This is a genomic window from Burkholderia sp. 567 (assembly GCF_040545115.1).
Lineage (GTDB): Bacteria > Pseudomonadota > Gammaproteobacteria > Burkholderiales > Burkholderiaceae > Burkholderia > Burkholderia ambifaria.
This window is the reverse complement of sequence record NZ_JBEPLG010000001.1, coordinates 543885-557965: the sequence shown is the minus strand read 5'-3', so window position 1 is coordinate 557965 and position 14081 is coordinate 543885. Positions and strand designations below refer to the sequence as shown.

At 67.9% G+C, this 14081-nt stretch carries 16 protein-coding genes and 2 tRNA genes; 12 read left to right on the top strand and 6 right to left on the bottom strand.

The features are described 5' to 3' along the window. Positions 1-6 precede the first annotated feature (6 nt). Both ABIC50_RS02685 and ABIC50_RS02680 read left to right on the top strand, forming a co-directional pair. A complete protein-coding gene (locus ABIC50_RS02685) occupies positions 7-282 on the top strand; it encodes a hypothetical protein (protein WP_006401288.1) in 276 nt (91 codons plus the stop codon). Further along, on the top strand, positions 279-764 hold the full coding sequence (locus ABIC50_RS02680; RefSeq protein ID WP_175661035.1) for a GNAT family N-acetyltransferase: 486 nt from the start codon (positions 279-281) through the stop codon (positions 762-764). The genes ABIC50_RS02685 and ABIC50_RS02680 overlap by 4 nt, the downstream gene beginning before the upstream one ends. A 94-nt stretch (positions 765-858) precedes the next feature. Here ABIC50_RS02680 and ABIC50_RS02675 read toward each other — a convergent pair whose 3' ends face one another. From ABIC50_RS02675 to pncB, 5 genes are all read right to left on the bottom strand, one after another. Beyond that, entirely contained in the window at positions 859-2346 is a 1488-nt protein-coding gene (locus ABIC50_RS02675) for a DNA recombination protein RmuC (protein WP_105833437.1), read from the bottom strand. Beyond that, positions 2343-3332, bottom strand: a complete 990-nt coding sequence (locus ABIC50_RS02670) for a 2-hydroxyacid dehydrogenase (RefSeq protein ID WP_011656328.1) — start codon at positions 3330-3332, stop codon at positions 2343-2345. Before ABIC50_RS02670 ends, ABIC50_RS02675 begins: the two co-directional genes overlap by 4 nt. A gap of 81 nt (positions 3333-3413) precedes the next feature. Beyond that, on the bottom strand, positions 3414-4844 hold the full coding sequence (locus ABIC50_RS02665; protein ID WP_354161424.1) for a sodium:proton antiporter: 1431 nt from the start codon (positions 4842-4844) through the stop codon (positions 3414-3416). Positions 4845-4896: 52 nt separating this feature from the next. Next, entirely contained in the window at positions 4897-5559 is a 663-nt protein-coding gene (locus ABIC50_RS02660; protein ID WP_165751080.1) for a LutC/YkgG family protein, read from the bottom strand. 86 nt (positions 5560-5645) lie between these two features. Beyond that, positions 5646-6845, bottom strand: coding sequence for a nicotinate phosphoribosyltransferase (gene pncB / locus ABIC50_RS02655; protein ID WP_011656325.1), 1200 nt, complete (start codon positions 6843-6845; stop codon positions 5646-5648). Positions 6846-7132: 287 nt separating this feature from the next. Here pncB and fdxA point away from each other — a divergent pair, with 287 nt between their 5' ends. The 8 genes from fdxA to ABIC50_RS02615 all read left to right on the top strand — a co-directional run bounded on the left by fdxA (position 7133) and on the right by ABIC50_RS02615 (position 11523). Beyond that, positions 7133-7456, top strand: a complete 324-nt coding sequence (gene fdxA, locus ABIC50_RS02650; protein WP_006753067.1) for a ferredoxin FdxA — start codon at positions 7133-7135, stop codon at positions 7454-7456. Positions 7457-7561: 105 nt separating this feature from the next. Then, positions 7562-7637, top strand: a tRNA-Asn gene (locus tag ABIC50_RS02645). Positions 7638-7708: 71 nt separating this feature from the next. Continuing rightward, positions 7709-7784, top strand: a tRNA-Asn gene (locus ABIC50_RS02640). A 107-nt stretch (positions 7785-7891) separates the two neighbouring features. Beyond that, the gene (locus ABIC50_RS02635) at positions 7892-8377 is read left to right on the top strand and encodes a CreA family protein (RefSeq protein ID WP_354161421.1); all 486 of its coding nucleotides are present in this window, start codon (positions 7892-7894) and stop codon (positions 8375-8377) included. A gap of 61 nt (positions 8378-8438) precedes the next feature. Continuing rightward, positions 8439-9359, top strand: coding sequence for an AraC family transcriptional regulator (locus tag ABIC50_RS02630; protein ID WP_354161418.1), 921 nt, complete (start codon positions 8439-8441; stop codon positions 9357-9359). Between the two features lie 122 nt (positions 9360-9481). Further along, positions 9482-10255 (top strand): AzlC family ABC transporter permease, encoded by a 774-nt coding sequence (locus ABIC50_RS02625; RefSeq protein ID WP_105833433.1) that lies wholly within the window; start codon positions 9482-9484, stop codon positions 10253-10255. Next, positions 10252-10590, top strand: a complete 339-nt coding sequence (locus tag ABIC50_RS02620) for an AzlD domain-containing protein (RefSeq protein ID WP_012363382.1) — start codon at positions 10252-10254, stop codon at positions 10588-10590. The genes ABIC50_RS02625 and ABIC50_RS02620 overlap by 4 nt, the downstream gene beginning before the upstream one ends. Before the next feature lie 156 nt (positions 10591-10746). After that, positions 10747-11523, top strand: a complete 777-nt coding sequence (locus ABIC50_RS02615; protein ID WP_105833464.1) for a DUF4088 family protein — start codon at positions 10747-10749, stop codon at positions 11521-11523. A 115-nt stretch (positions 11524-11638) separates the two neighbouring features. Here the strand turns inward: ABIC50_RS02615 and ABIC50_RS02610 are convergent, their stop codons facing one another. Continuing rightward, complete coding sequence (locus tag ABIC50_RS02610) at positions 11639-12049, bottom strand: hypothetical protein (protein ID WP_011656319.1); 411 nt, start codon at positions 12047-12049, stop codon at positions 11639-11641. Positions 12050-12336: 287 nt separating this feature from the next. Between ABIC50_RS02610 and ABIC50_RS02605 the strand changes: the two genes are divergently transcribed. Next, positions 12337-12555: an RNA-binding S4 domain-containing protein gene (locus tag ABIC50_RS02605; RefSeq protein WP_006753074.1), complete on the top strand. Its 219-nt coding sequence runs from the start codon at positions 12337-12339 to the stop codon at positions 12553-12555. A 128-nt stretch (positions 12556-12683) separates the two neighbouring features. Beyond that, positions 12684-14072 (top strand): multidrug efflux MATE transporter NorM, encoded by a 1389-nt coding sequence (norM, locus tag ABIC50_RS02600; protein WP_011656317.1) that lies wholly within the window; start codon positions 12684-12686, stop codon positions 14070-14072. Positions 14073-14081 lie beyond the last annotated feature (9 nt).

The following is a 14081-nucleotide window of genomic DNA, read 5'->3' as shown; positions in this document are numbered from 1 at the left end:
CCGCACATGAAGAAACAAATCTCGTCGATCGCCGCGGGGCAGACCGCAAAGGCGCTGATCCTCGTCTACCTGACGTTCAGCGTGCCGATCGTGCTGCTCGGCATCCTGGTCGCGTACGTCCGCTACGGGATGGTGGAGCTGAGCACGATCCTGAGCGCGCTGCTGCTGAACGCGATCCTCGGTTTCGTGCTGCTGTGGATCGCCTGCCACGCCTACAACTGGGTCGCCTCGCGCTTCGGCGGCATCGAGATCGTGCTGTCCGATCCGCCGGAGGAAGCGTGAGCGGCACGCCGCTGATCCGCGCGGCCGAAGCGCGCGACGTCGGCGCGATCCTCGCGCTGATGCGCGAGCTGGCCGAGTTCGAGAAACTCACGCACCTGTTCGTCGCGAGCGACGCCGATCTGGCCGACGCACTGTTCGGTGCGCACCCCGCCGCCGAAGCGCTGGTAGCCGAGCGCGACGGCGCGATCGTCGCGTATGCGCTGTTTTTCCACAACTATTCGACGTTTCTCGGCCGTCGCGGGCTGTATCTCGAGGATCTGTACGTGCAGCCGTCGCAGCGCGGCACGGGTCTCGGCACCGCGATGCTGCAGCACCTCGCGGCACTCGCCGTCGAACGCCGCTGCGCGCGCTTCGAATGGTCGGTGCTCGACTGGAACCAGCCGGCGATCGATTTCTACGAGAAGATGGGCGCGACCGTGCTGCCGGAGTGGCGCATCGTGCGCGTAACCGGCGACGCATTGGACGCGCTCGCCGCACGCTGAACGCGGGCCGGCCATGCCGGTCGCCGCTGCAAAAAAACGGGCGCCGCGGCGCCCGTTTTCCGTTTCAACCGACTGCGGCCGCACACGTCATGCGTCATGCCTCGTCCGCATCGGCACCGTCTGCGCCGTCCGCGACTTCCGCACCCAGCAGCCCGGCCGCCGTATCGCCCGGTAACGCCTCGACCTGCTTCAGCTTGCGGTTCATCACGCGCGTGCGCTGCTCGGCCGCCTCGATCGAGCGCGTGACCGTTTCGAGCTGCGCCTTCGTGCGCGCAAGCACATCGCCGAACTTGCCGAACTCGGTTTTCACCGCGCCGAGCACCTGCCACACTTCGCTCGAGCGCTGCTCGATCGCGAGCGTGCGAAAGCCCATCTGCAGGCTGTTCAGCAACGCGGTCAGCGTAGTCGGCCCGGCCACCGTCACGCGATAGTCCCGCTGCAGCATATCGGTCAGCCCGGGGCGACGCAGGATCTCCGCAAAGAGCCCCTCGGTCGGCAGGAACAGCAGCGCGAAATCGGTCGTATGCGGCGGTGCGACGTACTTCTCGGCGATCGTCCTCGCCTCCATCCGCACGCGCGCCTCGAGCGCACGGGCCGCTTCCTCGACCGCCACCGAATCGGCACGTTCCTGCGCATCGATCAGCCGCTCGTAGTCCTCGCGCGGAAACTTCGCGTCGATCGGCAGCCACACCGGCGGCGCGTCGCCCGTCCCGGCGGCGCGGCCCGGCAGCCGGATCGCGAACTCGACGCGTTCGCTGCTCCTCGGCACCGTCGCGACGTTCTTCGCGTACTGGTCGGGCGTGAGCATCTGCTCGAGCAATGCCTCGAGCTGCACCTCGCCCCAGGTGCCGCGGGTCTTCACGTTGGTCAGCACCTTCTTCAGGTCGCCGACGCCGGCCGCGAGCGTCTGCATCTCGCCGAGCCCGCGGTGCACCTGCTCGAGCCGGTCCGACACGAGCTTGAACGATTCGCCGAGCCGGTGTTCGAGCGTCGCATGCAGCTTCTCGTCGACGGTGCGGCGCATCTCCTCGAGCTTCGCCGCGTTGTTCGTCTCGATTTCCTTCAGCCGCTGCTCGAGCGTCGCACGCACTTCGCCGATCCGGCGATCGTTGGCCTCCGTCAGTTGCGTGAGCTGCCGGTTCAGCGTGTCGCCGAACAGGCGCAGCGCGACCGTCTGCTCTTCGCGCGCCTGCTGCGCCTGGCGCTGCACGCTTTCGCGCATCGCGTCGAACTGCTGCGCGTTGCCGGCGACGAGCTTGCCGAGCTGTTGCGCGAAACCGTCGATCTGGTTGTTCTGCACGGTCGCGATGCTCGTCAGCTGGGTCGCGAGCGTCTGCTGAAGCTGCGAGAAACTGCCGGCCAGCTCGGTGCGCGAGCCGCGCGCGTTCTCGACGATCTCGCCGCGCAGCTCGCGTTCGAGCCGTTCGACCGCGAGCGCCTGCGCGTGCGCGGCGTCCTCGATCTGGTCGCCGAGCACGGCCGCATCGTCGTGGCGGCCGCCGCCGCGCACGAGCGCGACGATCGCCACCGCGAGCGCGACGGCCAGCACGACGACCGCCGCCAGCAACAACATCGTCGTCATGCGCGCGGCTTCCCGATCACGTCGGGGTTGATCGGATTCGGCGGCTGCCCCGCGCGCGGCCCGACGCCCAGTGCGGCAATCAGGTTGTCGGCCGCGAGGTTCGCCATCGCGCGGCGCGTCTTCTCGGTCGCGCTCGCGATGTGCGGCGTCAGCACGACGTTCGGCACCTCGAGCAGCGCCGGATGGACGTTCGGCTCGCCTTCATACACGTCGAGGCCGGCCGCGGCGATCGTCCCGTCGCGCAGCGCGGCAGCCAGCGCCGCGTCGTCGACGATGCCGCCGCGCGCGATGTTGGTCAGCGTCGCGGTCGGCTTCATCTTCGCGAGCTCGGCCGCGCCGATCGTGTGATGGTTCTCTTTCGTGTACGGCAGCACGAGCACGACGTGATCGGCGCGCGCGAGCAGCGCGTCCTTCGCCACGTATTCGGCGTTCAGCTCGGCCTCGATCTCGGGGGCGACCCGCGAGCGGTTGTGATAGATCACCTGCATCCCGAAGCCGCGCGCGCGGCGTGCGAGTGCCTGGCCGATGCGCCCCATGCCGATGACGCCGAGCGTCGAGCCATAAATGTCGCTGCCGAGAAAACCGTCGTACGCCCACTTCCGCCAGTGCCCGGCGCGCAGCCAGTGCTCGGATTCGGCGATCCGGCGCGCGGCCGCCATCATCAGCGCCCAGCCGAAATCCGCGGTGGACTCATTCAGCACGTCGGGCGTGTTGGTGCCGAGCACGTTCGCCGCGTTGAACGCGGCCATGTCGAAGTTGTTGTAGCCGACCGCCATGTTCGACACGACGCGCAGGCGCGGCGCCGCCGCCAGCGTGGCCGCGCCGATCGGGTCGCCCGCCGTCAGCGCGCCATCCTTGTCGGCGAGACGCGCGGCAAGCGCATCGGGCGCAAGCGCGTCGCCGTTGTTCCAGTCGACTTCGAAATACTGCTCGAGCCGTTCGATCACGTCCGGAAAGATCGGACGTGCGACCAGGATCTTCTGCATCGCCATCTCCGCATGCCGCGGCCGGAACGCGGCGCATCGTGCGCCGCCGGAACCGTCCGCGCTTGGTTGAAAATAATCAGCCTACGCCGGGAAGAAGAGCCACGACGTCAGCAGGAATACCGGTACCAATATCACGAGCGCCCAGCCGAGATACGCGAAGAAACTCGGCATCCTCACGCCGCGCGACTCCGCGATCGCCTTCACCATGAAGTTCGGCGCATTGCCGATGTAGCTGTTCGCGCCCATGAACACCGCCCCAGCGGAAATCGCGGCGAGTGTCGTCGCGCCCGTCGTCATCAGCGCTTGCGCGTCGCCGCCCGCGAGGTTGAAGAACACGAGATAGGTCGGCGCGTTGTCGAGGAACGACGACAGCAGGCCGGTCGCCCAGAAGTACATCGCGTCGATCGGCTTGCCGTCGGGGCCCGTGACGAGATGGACGATCTGCGCGAACGCGCCCTGCGCGCCCGCGCGCAGGATCACGATCACCGGCGCGATCGTCACGAAGATCCCGGCGAACAGCTTCGCGACCTCCTCGATCGGCGCCCAGTTGAATGCGTTGCCTTCGCGCGCCGAGCGCGGCGTCAGCGCGAGCGACGCGAGCGCCACGACGATGAGCGCGACGTCGCGCACGAGATTCTGCAGCGCGACGTGCGTGCCCCACACGTCGAACGCGATGCCCGGCTTCCAGATGCCGCTCATCAGCACGAGGCCGATCACGGCCGCGAGCAGCACGAAGTTGACCTTGCCGTCGATCGACAGCGCGCCGCCGTCGGGCGTCGGGTCGAGCGCGGCCGGCCGCTCCTCGCCGCCCTTCCGGTAGAAGTACGTATCGAGCACGAAGAACAGCGTCAGCAGCACCGCGCAGATGAACAGCATCGGCAGCGCGAGATGCGTAGTCGTCCAGAAGAAGCTCACGCCGTTCAGGAAGCCGAGGAACAGCGGCGGATCGCCGAGCGGCGACAGCGAGCCGCCCGCGTTCGCGACGAGAAAGATGAAGAAGATCACGACGTGCACGACATGCTTGCGGTTATCGTTCGCGCGCAGCAGCGGGCGGATCAGCAGCATCGCGGCGCCCGTCGTGCCCATCACGCTCGCGAGCAGCGTGCCGAGCGCGAGGATCGCGGTGTTCAGTTTCGGTGTGCCGTGCAGGTTGCCGTTGACGCAGATGCCGCCGGCGACCGTATAGAGCGCGGTCAGCAGCACGATGAACGGGATGTATTCCTCGAGCAGCGCGTGCACGAGCGTACCGAACGCCGTGCCGGCGCCGAATGCGAGCGCGAACGGCGCCAGGAACGCGATCGCCCACGCCGCGGCGATCTTGCCGAAATGGTGATGCCAGAACACCGGCGCGACGAGCGGGAACACCGCGATGGACAGCAGGATCCCGGCGAACGGGATACCCCAGAGTGCGGACAGCGTGGCACCGTCGAGCGTGGCGGCCGATGCGAGCGCGGGAAACGCGCCAAGCGCGGCTCCCGACGCCATGCCCGCCCAGGCGGCATGTCGTTTCATGCAGAACTTCCTTGTGCGAGTGAGTCGAGTGAGGATGAAGCCGGCGCGCGCGTCATGCGCCGCGCACGACGATCGCGTGAACGCGGTACGGGCCGTGTGCGCCCAGCACGATGGTCTGCTCGATATCGCCCGTGCGCGACGGCCCCGATACGAAATTGACTGCACGCGGCAATTCGCCGCGCTCCGCGCGAATCAGCGCGAAGGCATCTTCATGGCCCGCGACGATCCGCGACGCCGGCACGATCGCGATGTGCGTCTCCGGCAGCAGCGCGGCCGATGCATAGGTGTCAGGGCCGGACAGCAGCACCAGCGAACCCGTTTCGGCGGTGGCGCAAAAGCAGCCGGTCAGGCCGACGAGATCGCCGTCGCGCGGCTTGCGGCATTCGACCGACAGGCCCGCGCCGGCCCAGTCGAGCTCGGCGAGCGTACGCCATGCGACGGCCTGCATCGGCAGGCCGTGCGCGGCAAGATAGCGGGCGGCGGCGGCGGGCGCATCTGCCAGCGTCGCGACTTCGTCGACCGTCGTCGACAGGCGCGCCGCTTCATCGACGAATGCGGCGACGAGGTCGGCCGGCATCGGCGGGCGCGGCCCCTCGGGATGACGAGCGAGATACTCGGCGACGCCGTCGCGCTCCGCTGCATCGGGTTCGGGCGCGCGTCCTTGCGCCGCGCGAATGCGTGCGAGGATCTGGCGACGGGCAGCGGAAGTGTCCATGAACGGTCCTCGTGACATGAGCGTGCGATATCGTCGGATTATACCGGCCGCCCTCGCCGCGACGCACCAGGCCGAACGGCCGACGCCTACTGCGATGCGTCGTCGTCGGCCGGCTGCGCGATGCCGAACACCTGGCGCAGGTACGCGAGATACGCGCGGTCGTCGCACATGCTCTTGCCCGGCGAATCCGACAGCTTCGCGACCGGCTGGCCGTTGCAGCGGACCATCTTGATCACGATCTGCAGCGGCACGTAGCCGAGATCGTTCGTGAGATTGGTGCCGACGCCGAACGCGAGCTTGCAGCGGTTGCGGAATCGTTCGTACAGCTGCATGACCTTCGGGATGTCGAGCGCATCCGAGAACACGAGCACCTTGGTGCGCGGGTCGCAGCGGTTCGCCTCGTAGTGGCGCAGCATGCGCTCGCCCCACTCGAACGGGTCGCCCGAATCGTGGCGCGCGCCGTCGAACAGCTTGCAGAAGTACATGTCGAAGTCGTTCAGGAACGCATCCATCCCGTAGACGTCCGACAGCGCGATCCCGAGGTCGCCGCGATACTCCTTCGCCCACATCTCGAAACCGTAAGTCTGCGAATCGCGCAGCCGCGGGCCGAGCGCCTGGCATGCCTGCAGGTATTCGTGCGCCATCGTGCCGAGCGGCGTCAGCTCGTGCTTCATCGCGTAGAACACGTTGCTCGTGCCCGCGAACTGCGGCCCGAGCCCGTCGCGCAGCGTCAGCGCGACCTCCTCGTGCCACACCTTCGAGAAGCGTCGGCGCGTGCCGTAGTCGGCGATCTTGCAGTCGGCGAACTCGGGCTTCGCGCCGAGCAGCTTGATCTTCTCGCGCAGCCGCTCGCGGCCTTCGCGATAGTCGGGCTCGCGCTGCGTGTTGCGGAAATAGACTTCATTGACGATCGCGAGCACCGGGATCTCGAACAGGATCGTGTGCAGCCACGGCCCCTCGATCACGATGTCGATCTCGCCGTTGCCCTTCGGCGAAGGCGTGATCGAGATGTACTTCTCGTTCAGGTGGAACAGCGCGAGGAAGTCGACGAAATCGCTCTTGATGAAGCGCATCCGCCGCAGGTAATCGAGTTCGACGTCGGTGAAGCGCAGCGAACAGAGGCCGCGCACCTCGTCGCGGATCTCGTCGATGTACGGGACGAGATCGACGCCGGGCGTGCGGCACCGGAACCGGTACTCGACGTTTGCGGCGGGAAAGTGATGCAGGACGACCTGCATCATCGTGAACTTGTAGAGATCCGTGTCGAGCAGCGAAGTGATGATCATGATTACGGCACCGCCAATATCGAGACAGGGTCCGGCACACCGCGCGCCGCCCGGTCTGTCGGCCATGTTACCCGAATGCGGGCCGGACCATCGTGAAAGCGCGCCTGCCCGCTTCCGCCGGGGCCGCGGCCGGCGCACGCGCGGCGACCCCCGTCGGCCCCATAAACTAATCACGAAACGATATAAGCCGGAAAGCCGACCACGTCATGCGGGTTTTGCGCTTCAGTTACAATGCCGCTTTTGGCGCAAACGCCACCCCATATATACCGCCAAGCAGGAGCGTTTTAATGACTCACGTTGTGACCGAAGGCTGCATCAAGTGCAAATACACGGACTGCGTGGATGTGTGCCCGGTGGATTGCTTCCGTGAAGGTCCCAACTTTCTCGCCATCGATCCGGACGAGTGCATCGACTGCGCCGTGTGCGTCGCCGAGTGCCCGACCAATGCGATCTATGCCGAAGAAGACGTTCCGGGCGACCAGCAGCAGTTCACCGAGCTGAACGCCGAGCTGGCGAAGAACTGGCCGTCGATCACGAAGACCAAGCCGGCACCGGCCGACGCGGACGAGTGGAAGGACGTGCAGGAAAAGCTGCACCTGCTCGAGCGCTGATCGCGCAGCGGCGCCGCGCAATATTTTTTGCGCCCCGCCGCTCAAAGGTATTGACAGGTTAGCCAACGCTCCATACAATCTCGTTTCTCTGCTGTTGTTGTTTGTTCCCCGATAGCTCAGTCGGTAGAGCGCCGGACTGTTAATCCGTAGGTCCCTGGTTCGAGCCCAGGTCGGGGAGCCAAAAAAGCAAAGGCCCGTTGAATGTGCGCGGGTTTCTTGTTGGAAACAAACCAAGCAGATGTACCGATTTATTCCCCGATAGCTCAGTCGGTAGAGCGCCGGACTGTTAATCCGTAGGTCCCTGGTTCGAGCCCAGGTCGGGGAGCCAGACAGCGAAAGGCCCGTCATTCGACGGGCCTTTTGTTTTTCCGGCGCCCGTCGGTCACCGCCGCGCATGCTAGAGTCTTTATCCCGCATTCGCATCCGGTTCCGTCGATGAAGCACCGCCTCCTTTCCGCCTTGCCGTTCGCCCTCCTCCTCTCGGCCTTTGCCGCCGCGCCGCTCGCGCACGCGGAGGAAGTCGGCAGCGTCAACACCCATTTCCGCGTGACGGGCTCCGACCGCGTGGTCGTAGAAGCGTACGACGATCCGCTCGTGACCGGCGTCACCTGCTACGTGTCGCGGGCGCGCACCGGCGGGATCAAGGGCTCGCTCGGCGTCGCGGAGGATCCGAGCGAAGCGTCGATCGCGTGCCGGCAAGTCGGCCCGCTCAGCTTCAAGGAGCCGCTCAAGCAGCAGACCGACGTGTTCAGCGAGCGAATGTCGTTCATCTTCAAGACGCTGCACGTCGTGCGCGTCGTCGACAAGAAGCGCAACACGCTCGTCTACCTGACCTACAGCGATCGCATCGTCAGCGGCAGCCCGAAGAACGCCGTCACCGCGGTGCCGATGCCCGCCGGCACGACGATTCCGGTCAAGTAAGCGCGCGCCTGCCGGGTGCGCGAGCGCTACACTTACCCATTCGACCGCTCCGCGCCCGATCATGTCCGCCACCCGCCTTCCCGACGCCGCACGCTACTGGCGCACGCCGCTGCTGCCGGACGCGGATCTGCTCACGGCCACCTATCGCAACCACGCATTCGCGCCGCACTGGCACGACGCCTATACGATTCCGGTGATCCTCGAGGGTGCGGAGCGCTATACGTGTCGCGGCAGCGGCCATGTCGCCGAAACCGGCACGGTGCCCGTGATCAATCCCGGCGAAGTGCACACGGGCTCGCGCGCGACCGACGAAGGCTGGTGCTATCGCGTGAGCTACGTGCCGGTCGACTACATTCGCGCGCTCGCCAGCACGATCGCCGGTCGGCCGCAGGATGCGCCGTGGTTTCCGTCCGACGTGATCCGCGACCCCGATCTCGCGGCGCGGCTTGCGCTGGCCCACCGGATGATGGAGGCCGGCAGCGAACGCATACCGTCCTCCGCCCACCCGCACGACCAGCCGGCCGATGACGCTCCGGCGGCCGGCGCTCCGGCAGCGGGTGTACCGCGCCTCTACGATCCCCTCGCCGCCGAAACGGCGATGCTCGACGCGCTGTCGACACTGATCGCGCGCCATGCCGACGCGCGGCTGCAGCCCGCGGCGCTCGCGGCCGACGAGCCGCGCGTCGAGGTGATGCGCGAACGGCTCGCCGCCGATCTCACGTGCCCGGTCACGCTCGGCGACGTCGCGCAGGCCGCCGGCCTGTCGCCGTTTCATGCAGCGCGCCTGTTCACCCGCACGACCGGGATGCCGCCGCATGCGTGGCGCAATCAGTTGCGGCTGCAGCGTGCGCTCGCGCCGTTGCGCGCGGGCGTGTCGATTGCGGAGGTCGCCGCGGCCAGCGGCTTCGTCGACCAGAGTCACTTCACGCGACATTTCAAACGGATGTTCGGCGTACCGCCCGGACGCTGGCAGGCGCGCTGACGCGCCCACCCCCCTCCCTGCATCGACCACCCGCTGCAACCGGCACGCGGATTGCGCCGCCGGCCCCCGCGGGCGCAAGAACATACAAGCCGTCACGGCATCGGCCCGCTATCCTCCCCGTCATGGAGAAGCGTCCCTTGAATCCCCCATCCACACCGTCGCCCCCGCCGCGCCGTCCGTTCAACGAATGGCTCGACGGCGCGCGCGACACGATCCCGATGATGATCGGCGCGGCGCCGTTCGGCGTGATCTTCGGCACGCTCGTCGCCGGCGGGCCGCTGGCCGCCTGGCACGGCGCGCTGATGTCGCTCGCGGTGTTCGCGGGCTCCGCGCAGTTCATCGCGCTCGGCCTGATCGCCGGCAGCGCGAGCTTCGTCGTCGTGCTCGCGACCACGCTGATCGTGAACCTGCGTCACCTGCTGTACAGCGCGACGCTCGCGCCGTACGTCGCGCACCTGCCGCTGCGCTGGCGCGCGACGCTCGGCGCGCTGCTGACCGACGAGGTGTTCGCGGTCGCCTACTCGCACTACCGGCACTTCCCGCCCGGTGCGATCGGCCCCCACTACTTCTTCGGTTCGGGCCTGGCGATGTACCTGAACTGGCAGGTCTGGACGCTCGCGGGCATCGGCTTCGGCGCGGCCTTCCCGGGCCTCCAGTCGCTCGGCCTCGATTTCGCGATGGCGGCAACCTTCATCGCGATCGTCGTCCCGCAGCTCGGCAAGCTGCGCTATTTCGCGGCCGCAGCCACAGCCGGCACGCTCGCCTACTTCTGGCAGGGCTGGCCGTACAAGCTCGGGTTGCTGGGCGCGGTCGCCGCCGGCGTTGCGGTCGGTGTCGCGCTCACGCTGCGGCACGAGCGCTCGCGCACCGGTTCACGCACGGAGGCCGCCTCGTGAGCTATGCGCTGCTGATCCTCGGGATGGCCGCGATCACCTATGCGATCCGGACCACGCTGTTCCTGTTCGGCGAGCGGCTGACCTTCCCGCCGCTCGTGCGGACCGCGCTCGGCTTCGTGCCCGTCACCGTGCTGACCGCGATCATCGTGCCGATGACCGTCTCTCCGCATGGCGGCACGGCGGAGCTGACGTGGCGCAATCCGCAGCTCGTCGGCGCGCTCGCCGCGGTGCTGGTGTCGGCGACGACGCGCCGGCCGCTCGTGACGATCGCGGTCGGGCTCGCGGTGTTCTTCTTCTGGCAAGGGATCGTGATGCCGCACTGGCTGCCGGCCTGAGCGGAGTTGCCGGCCGCGCTCAAGTTTTCGTCCGGCGCGCCGATATAGGGGATGAAGACCCGCCACAGCCTCGGCGCGAACGGTCCGTCGACGCTGCGCCCGTACCGGTGCACGACGCCGGGCGCCGACACGCGCGGGCCGCCATCGAGACGATTCATGGGCCAGATCACCCTTTCCCTCAAGGACGACACGCTTGCGTCCTTGCGCAAGGACTACGACGCGTTCGTACGCGTATCGCTGAAACTCGACCCGCAGTTCGCGACGCCGTCGTTCGAGGATTTCCTGCGCGCCAAGCTGCTCGACAACATGGTGCCGCTGACCGAGCATGCCGTGCAGCGGATGCTCGAAGGCGGCCAGTACGCGTGGGCGAAGCGCACGCTCGACAAGGAATTTCCGGACGTCGTCGCGATCCTGATGCGGCAGGCCGCCGAATTCGGCTTCGGCTTCGCGTCGCGCGCCGAATGGACCCCCGACGAGCTCGCGAAGGCGTGCCGCGACTGGGCCAAGGCGATCGTCGCCGAAGCGCAGGGCGACGCGTCGCTGATCGATCCGCTCGCCGCGCAGATCAAGAGCGCGGTGCACGACATCCAGGCGCTCGAGGAAATGATGCAGACGCCCGCGTGGCGGCTCGCGGAATCGCTGCGCCAGCGCATCTACGAGGCCAAGCTCGCGTGCGAGATGAGCGTCGGCAGCGCCGCGCGCGACAAGCTCGGCGAATTGCGCGGCCTGCTGCGGCTCGGGCTCGCGCACGGTTCGTTCCAGAAACAGGAAGCGCAGCAGATCATGGAATACCTGCGGCTCCTGAAGCCCGAGATCTTCATCGAGGAACCGTACGACGTATTCGCGCGGCTTGCCGCGTGGCTGCGCGGCGTGTTCGCGCCGTCCGCCGCACGACCGGCGCACGGGCCGGGGCCGGAACAGCGCCGGCCATGACGCTCGCCCCGCACGCATGAAGAACGGCCCGGTTCGCACGAAGCGAGCCGGGCCGCCGTTCGATCGCCGTCACGACGCGCCGTCCGGGGCGAACATCATGACGGGCGGGCGCCGCTTACTGCGTGCCGCCCGCAGCCGATGCACCGCCCTGCACACCCGTCGACGCGCCGCCTTCGACCGCCTCGTCGCCGACCTTCGACTTCGTCGAGCGGGCCTGGTGCTTGGCCGACTTCGTCGCATGCTTCGCGTGCTTCTTGGTCGAGTGGACCGACGACGCCGCCGTATCCTTCGCGCCGTCGGCTGCCGCACCGACCGCATCGGTCGCGCCACCGACCGCGCTGCCCGACGCATTCATACCGGCACCACCCTGCATGCCCGCGCCGGCGCCGGCCCCTGCTGCCGGGGTCTGCGTCTGCACGCCGGCGCCTGCGGTACCCTGCGTTGCGACGCCCGTCTGCGCGAATGCGGCCGAAGTTGCGAACGCCGTCAGCGCGGCACCGATCAGCATCGTACGAATCTTGGACATGACTATCCTCCTCGAGAAGTTGTGGGCGCGGAGCACATCGATACGCTCCGTCGCGTCCCCTGCCGCAACACGCAGCAGGTACGACAGAAGACCCGCGCGCCGGCCGGCCGGTTCTCGAATCTCTCAGACTGTTACCCACCGTTTCATTTGCTGACGAATCGCTCACAGTCCTTAACAACTGCACGCGAACCCGTATGAACCTGCGCGGACGTCCGCGCTCGCGCGCCGGGCCGCGGTGCCGTATGATGCGGAGCGATTCCTCCCGCGCATCGCGCGCCTCCTTCGTCATGCCCAATCTGGATTTCACGCTGACCGGCGAATACGTCGAACTGCACAACCTTCTCAAGATCACCGGTCTCGCCGACAGCGGCGGCACCGCGAAGATGTTCGTCGCGTCCGGCGCGGTGAAAGTCGACGGCGTGGTCGAGCTGCGCAAGACCTGCAAGATCCGCGCGGGCCAGGTAGTGCTGTTCGGCGATACGCGGATCGCGGTGCACGACGCATAGCGGTTCCCCTGACCGTGACATGGCCATCGGCGCGCGCGTTCGACACCGTTCGAATAAAGCCGTAAGCTAGCTGTCTCTCAAAATAAATACAGACAGCGCGGGCCCGCACCCGCGCGAGCGCCCATTCCATGTCGCATTCCGGTCTTACGCGGACGGCCGCCGCGCCGCCCTCCCTGTCCAGTCATGCCGCCGATACCGCGCGCCTCGCCGCGCCGCTCGCGATCGCACAGCTCTCGCAGATGGCGATGAGCGTCACCGACACCGTACTGCTCGGCTCGCTCGGCCCCGATTCGCTCGCGGCGGGCGGCCTCGGCGCGAACTACTTCTTCGTCATCGTGACGGTGCTGCAAGGCGTGCTGTCGTCGGTCAGCGTGAGCGTCGCGCATGCGCGCGGCGCGCAGGCGGAGCACCGCGTGCCGCACATCTACTGGACCGGCTTCGTACTGTCGTTGCTGCTCGCGATTCCGGCGATCGTCGCGCTGTCGCTGTCGGAGCCGATCCTGCTGATGTTCCACGAGCCGCCGACGCTCGCGCATCACGTCGGCGAATACACCGGCATCCTGCGGTTCGCGGCGCTCGGCAGCCTGATCGGCGTCGGGCTGATGCGCGCCTTTCTCCCCGCGATCGGCGCCGCGCGGCGGCTGCTGTGGGTGTCGATCGGCGGTGTCGGTGTCAACGCCGTGCTGAACTACGGGCTGATCCACGGCGCATTCGGCTTGCCGCGGCTCGGCTTCCTCGGCTCCGCGGTCGCGACGACCATCACGATCTGGCTCACCGCGCTCGCGCTGATCTGGCTGCTGCACGGCCGCGAGCGGTTCCGCCATTTCGTGACCGCCGCCCGCCCGAAGCTGCCCATGATGGGCGAGCTGATCGGTATCGGCTGGCCGGTCGCGATCACGTACGGGGTCGAATCGACGCTGTTTCTGGCGACGGGCCTGACCGTCGGCGTGCTCGGCGCGACGTCGCTCGCCGCGCACCAGATCGCGCTGAACGTCGCATCGCTCGCGTTCATGGTGCCGCTCGCGATCGGCCAGGCCGCGAACGTACGGGTCGGCTACTGGGTCGGCGCCGGCGAGCCGGTCGCCGCGCGGCACGCGGGCTTCGTCGCGCTCGGCCTCGGCGTCGCATTCATGTCGCTGTCGGGGCTCGTGCTGATCGTCGCGCCGCATGCGATCGTCGGCCTGTACCTGCATCTCGACGACCCGGCCAACGCGGCAACCGTGTCGCTTGCCGCGTCGCTGCTCGGCATCGCCGCGGTGTTCCAGATCGTGGACGGGATGCAGACGGTCGCGTCGGGCGCGCTGCGCGGGCTGCGGGATACGCGCATCCCGATGCTCGCGGCCACCCTCGGCTACTGGGGCATCGGCTTCCCGACCGGTTACTGGCTCGCGTTCCACGCGGGCCTCGGCGCACGCGGCCTGTGGTGGGGGCTCGCGGCCGGCCTCGCGAGCGTCGCCGTGCTGATGGCCTGTCGGTTTCACATGAAGACCGCGTCGCTCATCGCGTCGGCGCGCTGAGCGCGATAC

Excerpts from the sequence above, each read along its gene's own strand:
- ABIC50_RS02625 (WP_105833433.1), top strand. The coding sequence starts at position 9,482 with ATGGAGAAGCGTCCCTTGAATCCCCCATCCACACCGTCGCCCCCGCCG.
- ABIC50_RS02675 (WP_105833437.1), bottom strand. The coding sequence starts at position 2,346 with ATGACGACGATGTTGTTGCTGGCGGCGGTCGTCGTGCTGGCCGTCGCG.
- ABIC50_RS02630 (WP_354161418.1), top strand. The coding sequence starts at position 8,439 with ATGTCCGCCACCCGCCTTCCCGACGCCGCACGCTACTGGCGCACGCCG.
- ABIC50_RS02605 (WP_006753074.1), top strand. The coding sequence starts at position 12,337 with ATGCCCAATCTGGATTTCACGCTGACCGGCGAATACGTCGAACTGCAC.
- ABIC50_RS02685 (WP_006401288.1), top strand. The coding sequence starts at position 7 with ATGAAGAAACAAATCTCGTCGATCGCCGCGGGGCAGACCGCAAAGGCG.
- norM (WP_011656317.1), top strand. The coding sequence starts at position 12,684 with ATGTCGCATTCCGGTCTTACGCGGACGGCCGCCGCGCCGCCCTCCCTG.
- pncB (WP_011656325.1), bottom strand. The coding sequence starts at position 6,845 with ATGATCATCACTTCGCTGCTCGACACGGATCTCTACAAGTTCACGATG.
- ABIC50_RS02670 (WP_011656328.1), bottom strand. The coding sequence starts at position 3,332 with ATGCAGAAGATCCTGGTCGCACGTCCGATCTTTCCGGACGTGATCGAA.
- ABIC50_RS02615 (WP_105833464.1), top strand. The coding sequence starts at position 10,747 with ATGGGCCAGATCACCCTTTCCCTCAAGGACGACACGCTTGCGTCCTTG.
- ABIC50_RS02665 (WP_354161424.1), bottom strand. The coding sequence starts at position 4,844 with ATGAAACGACATGCCGCCTGGGCGGGCATGGCGTCGGGAGCCGCGCTT.
- ABIC50_RS02610 (WP_011656319.1), bottom strand. The coding sequence starts at position 12,049 with ATGTCCAAGATTCGTACGATGCTGATCGGTGCCGCGCTGACGGCGTTC.
- ABIC50_RS02660 (WP_165751080.1), bottom strand. The coding sequence starts at position 5,559 with ATGGACACTTCCGCTGCCCGTCGCCAGATCCTCGCACGCATTCGCGCG.
- ABIC50_RS02635 (WP_354161421.1), top strand. The coding sequence starts at position 7,892 with ATGAAGCACCGCCTCCTTTCCGCCTTGCCGTTCGCCCTCCTCCTCTCG.
- fdxA (WP_006753067.1), top strand. The coding sequence starts at position 7,133 with ATGACTCACGTTGTGACCGAAGGCTGCATCAAGTGCAAATACACGGAC.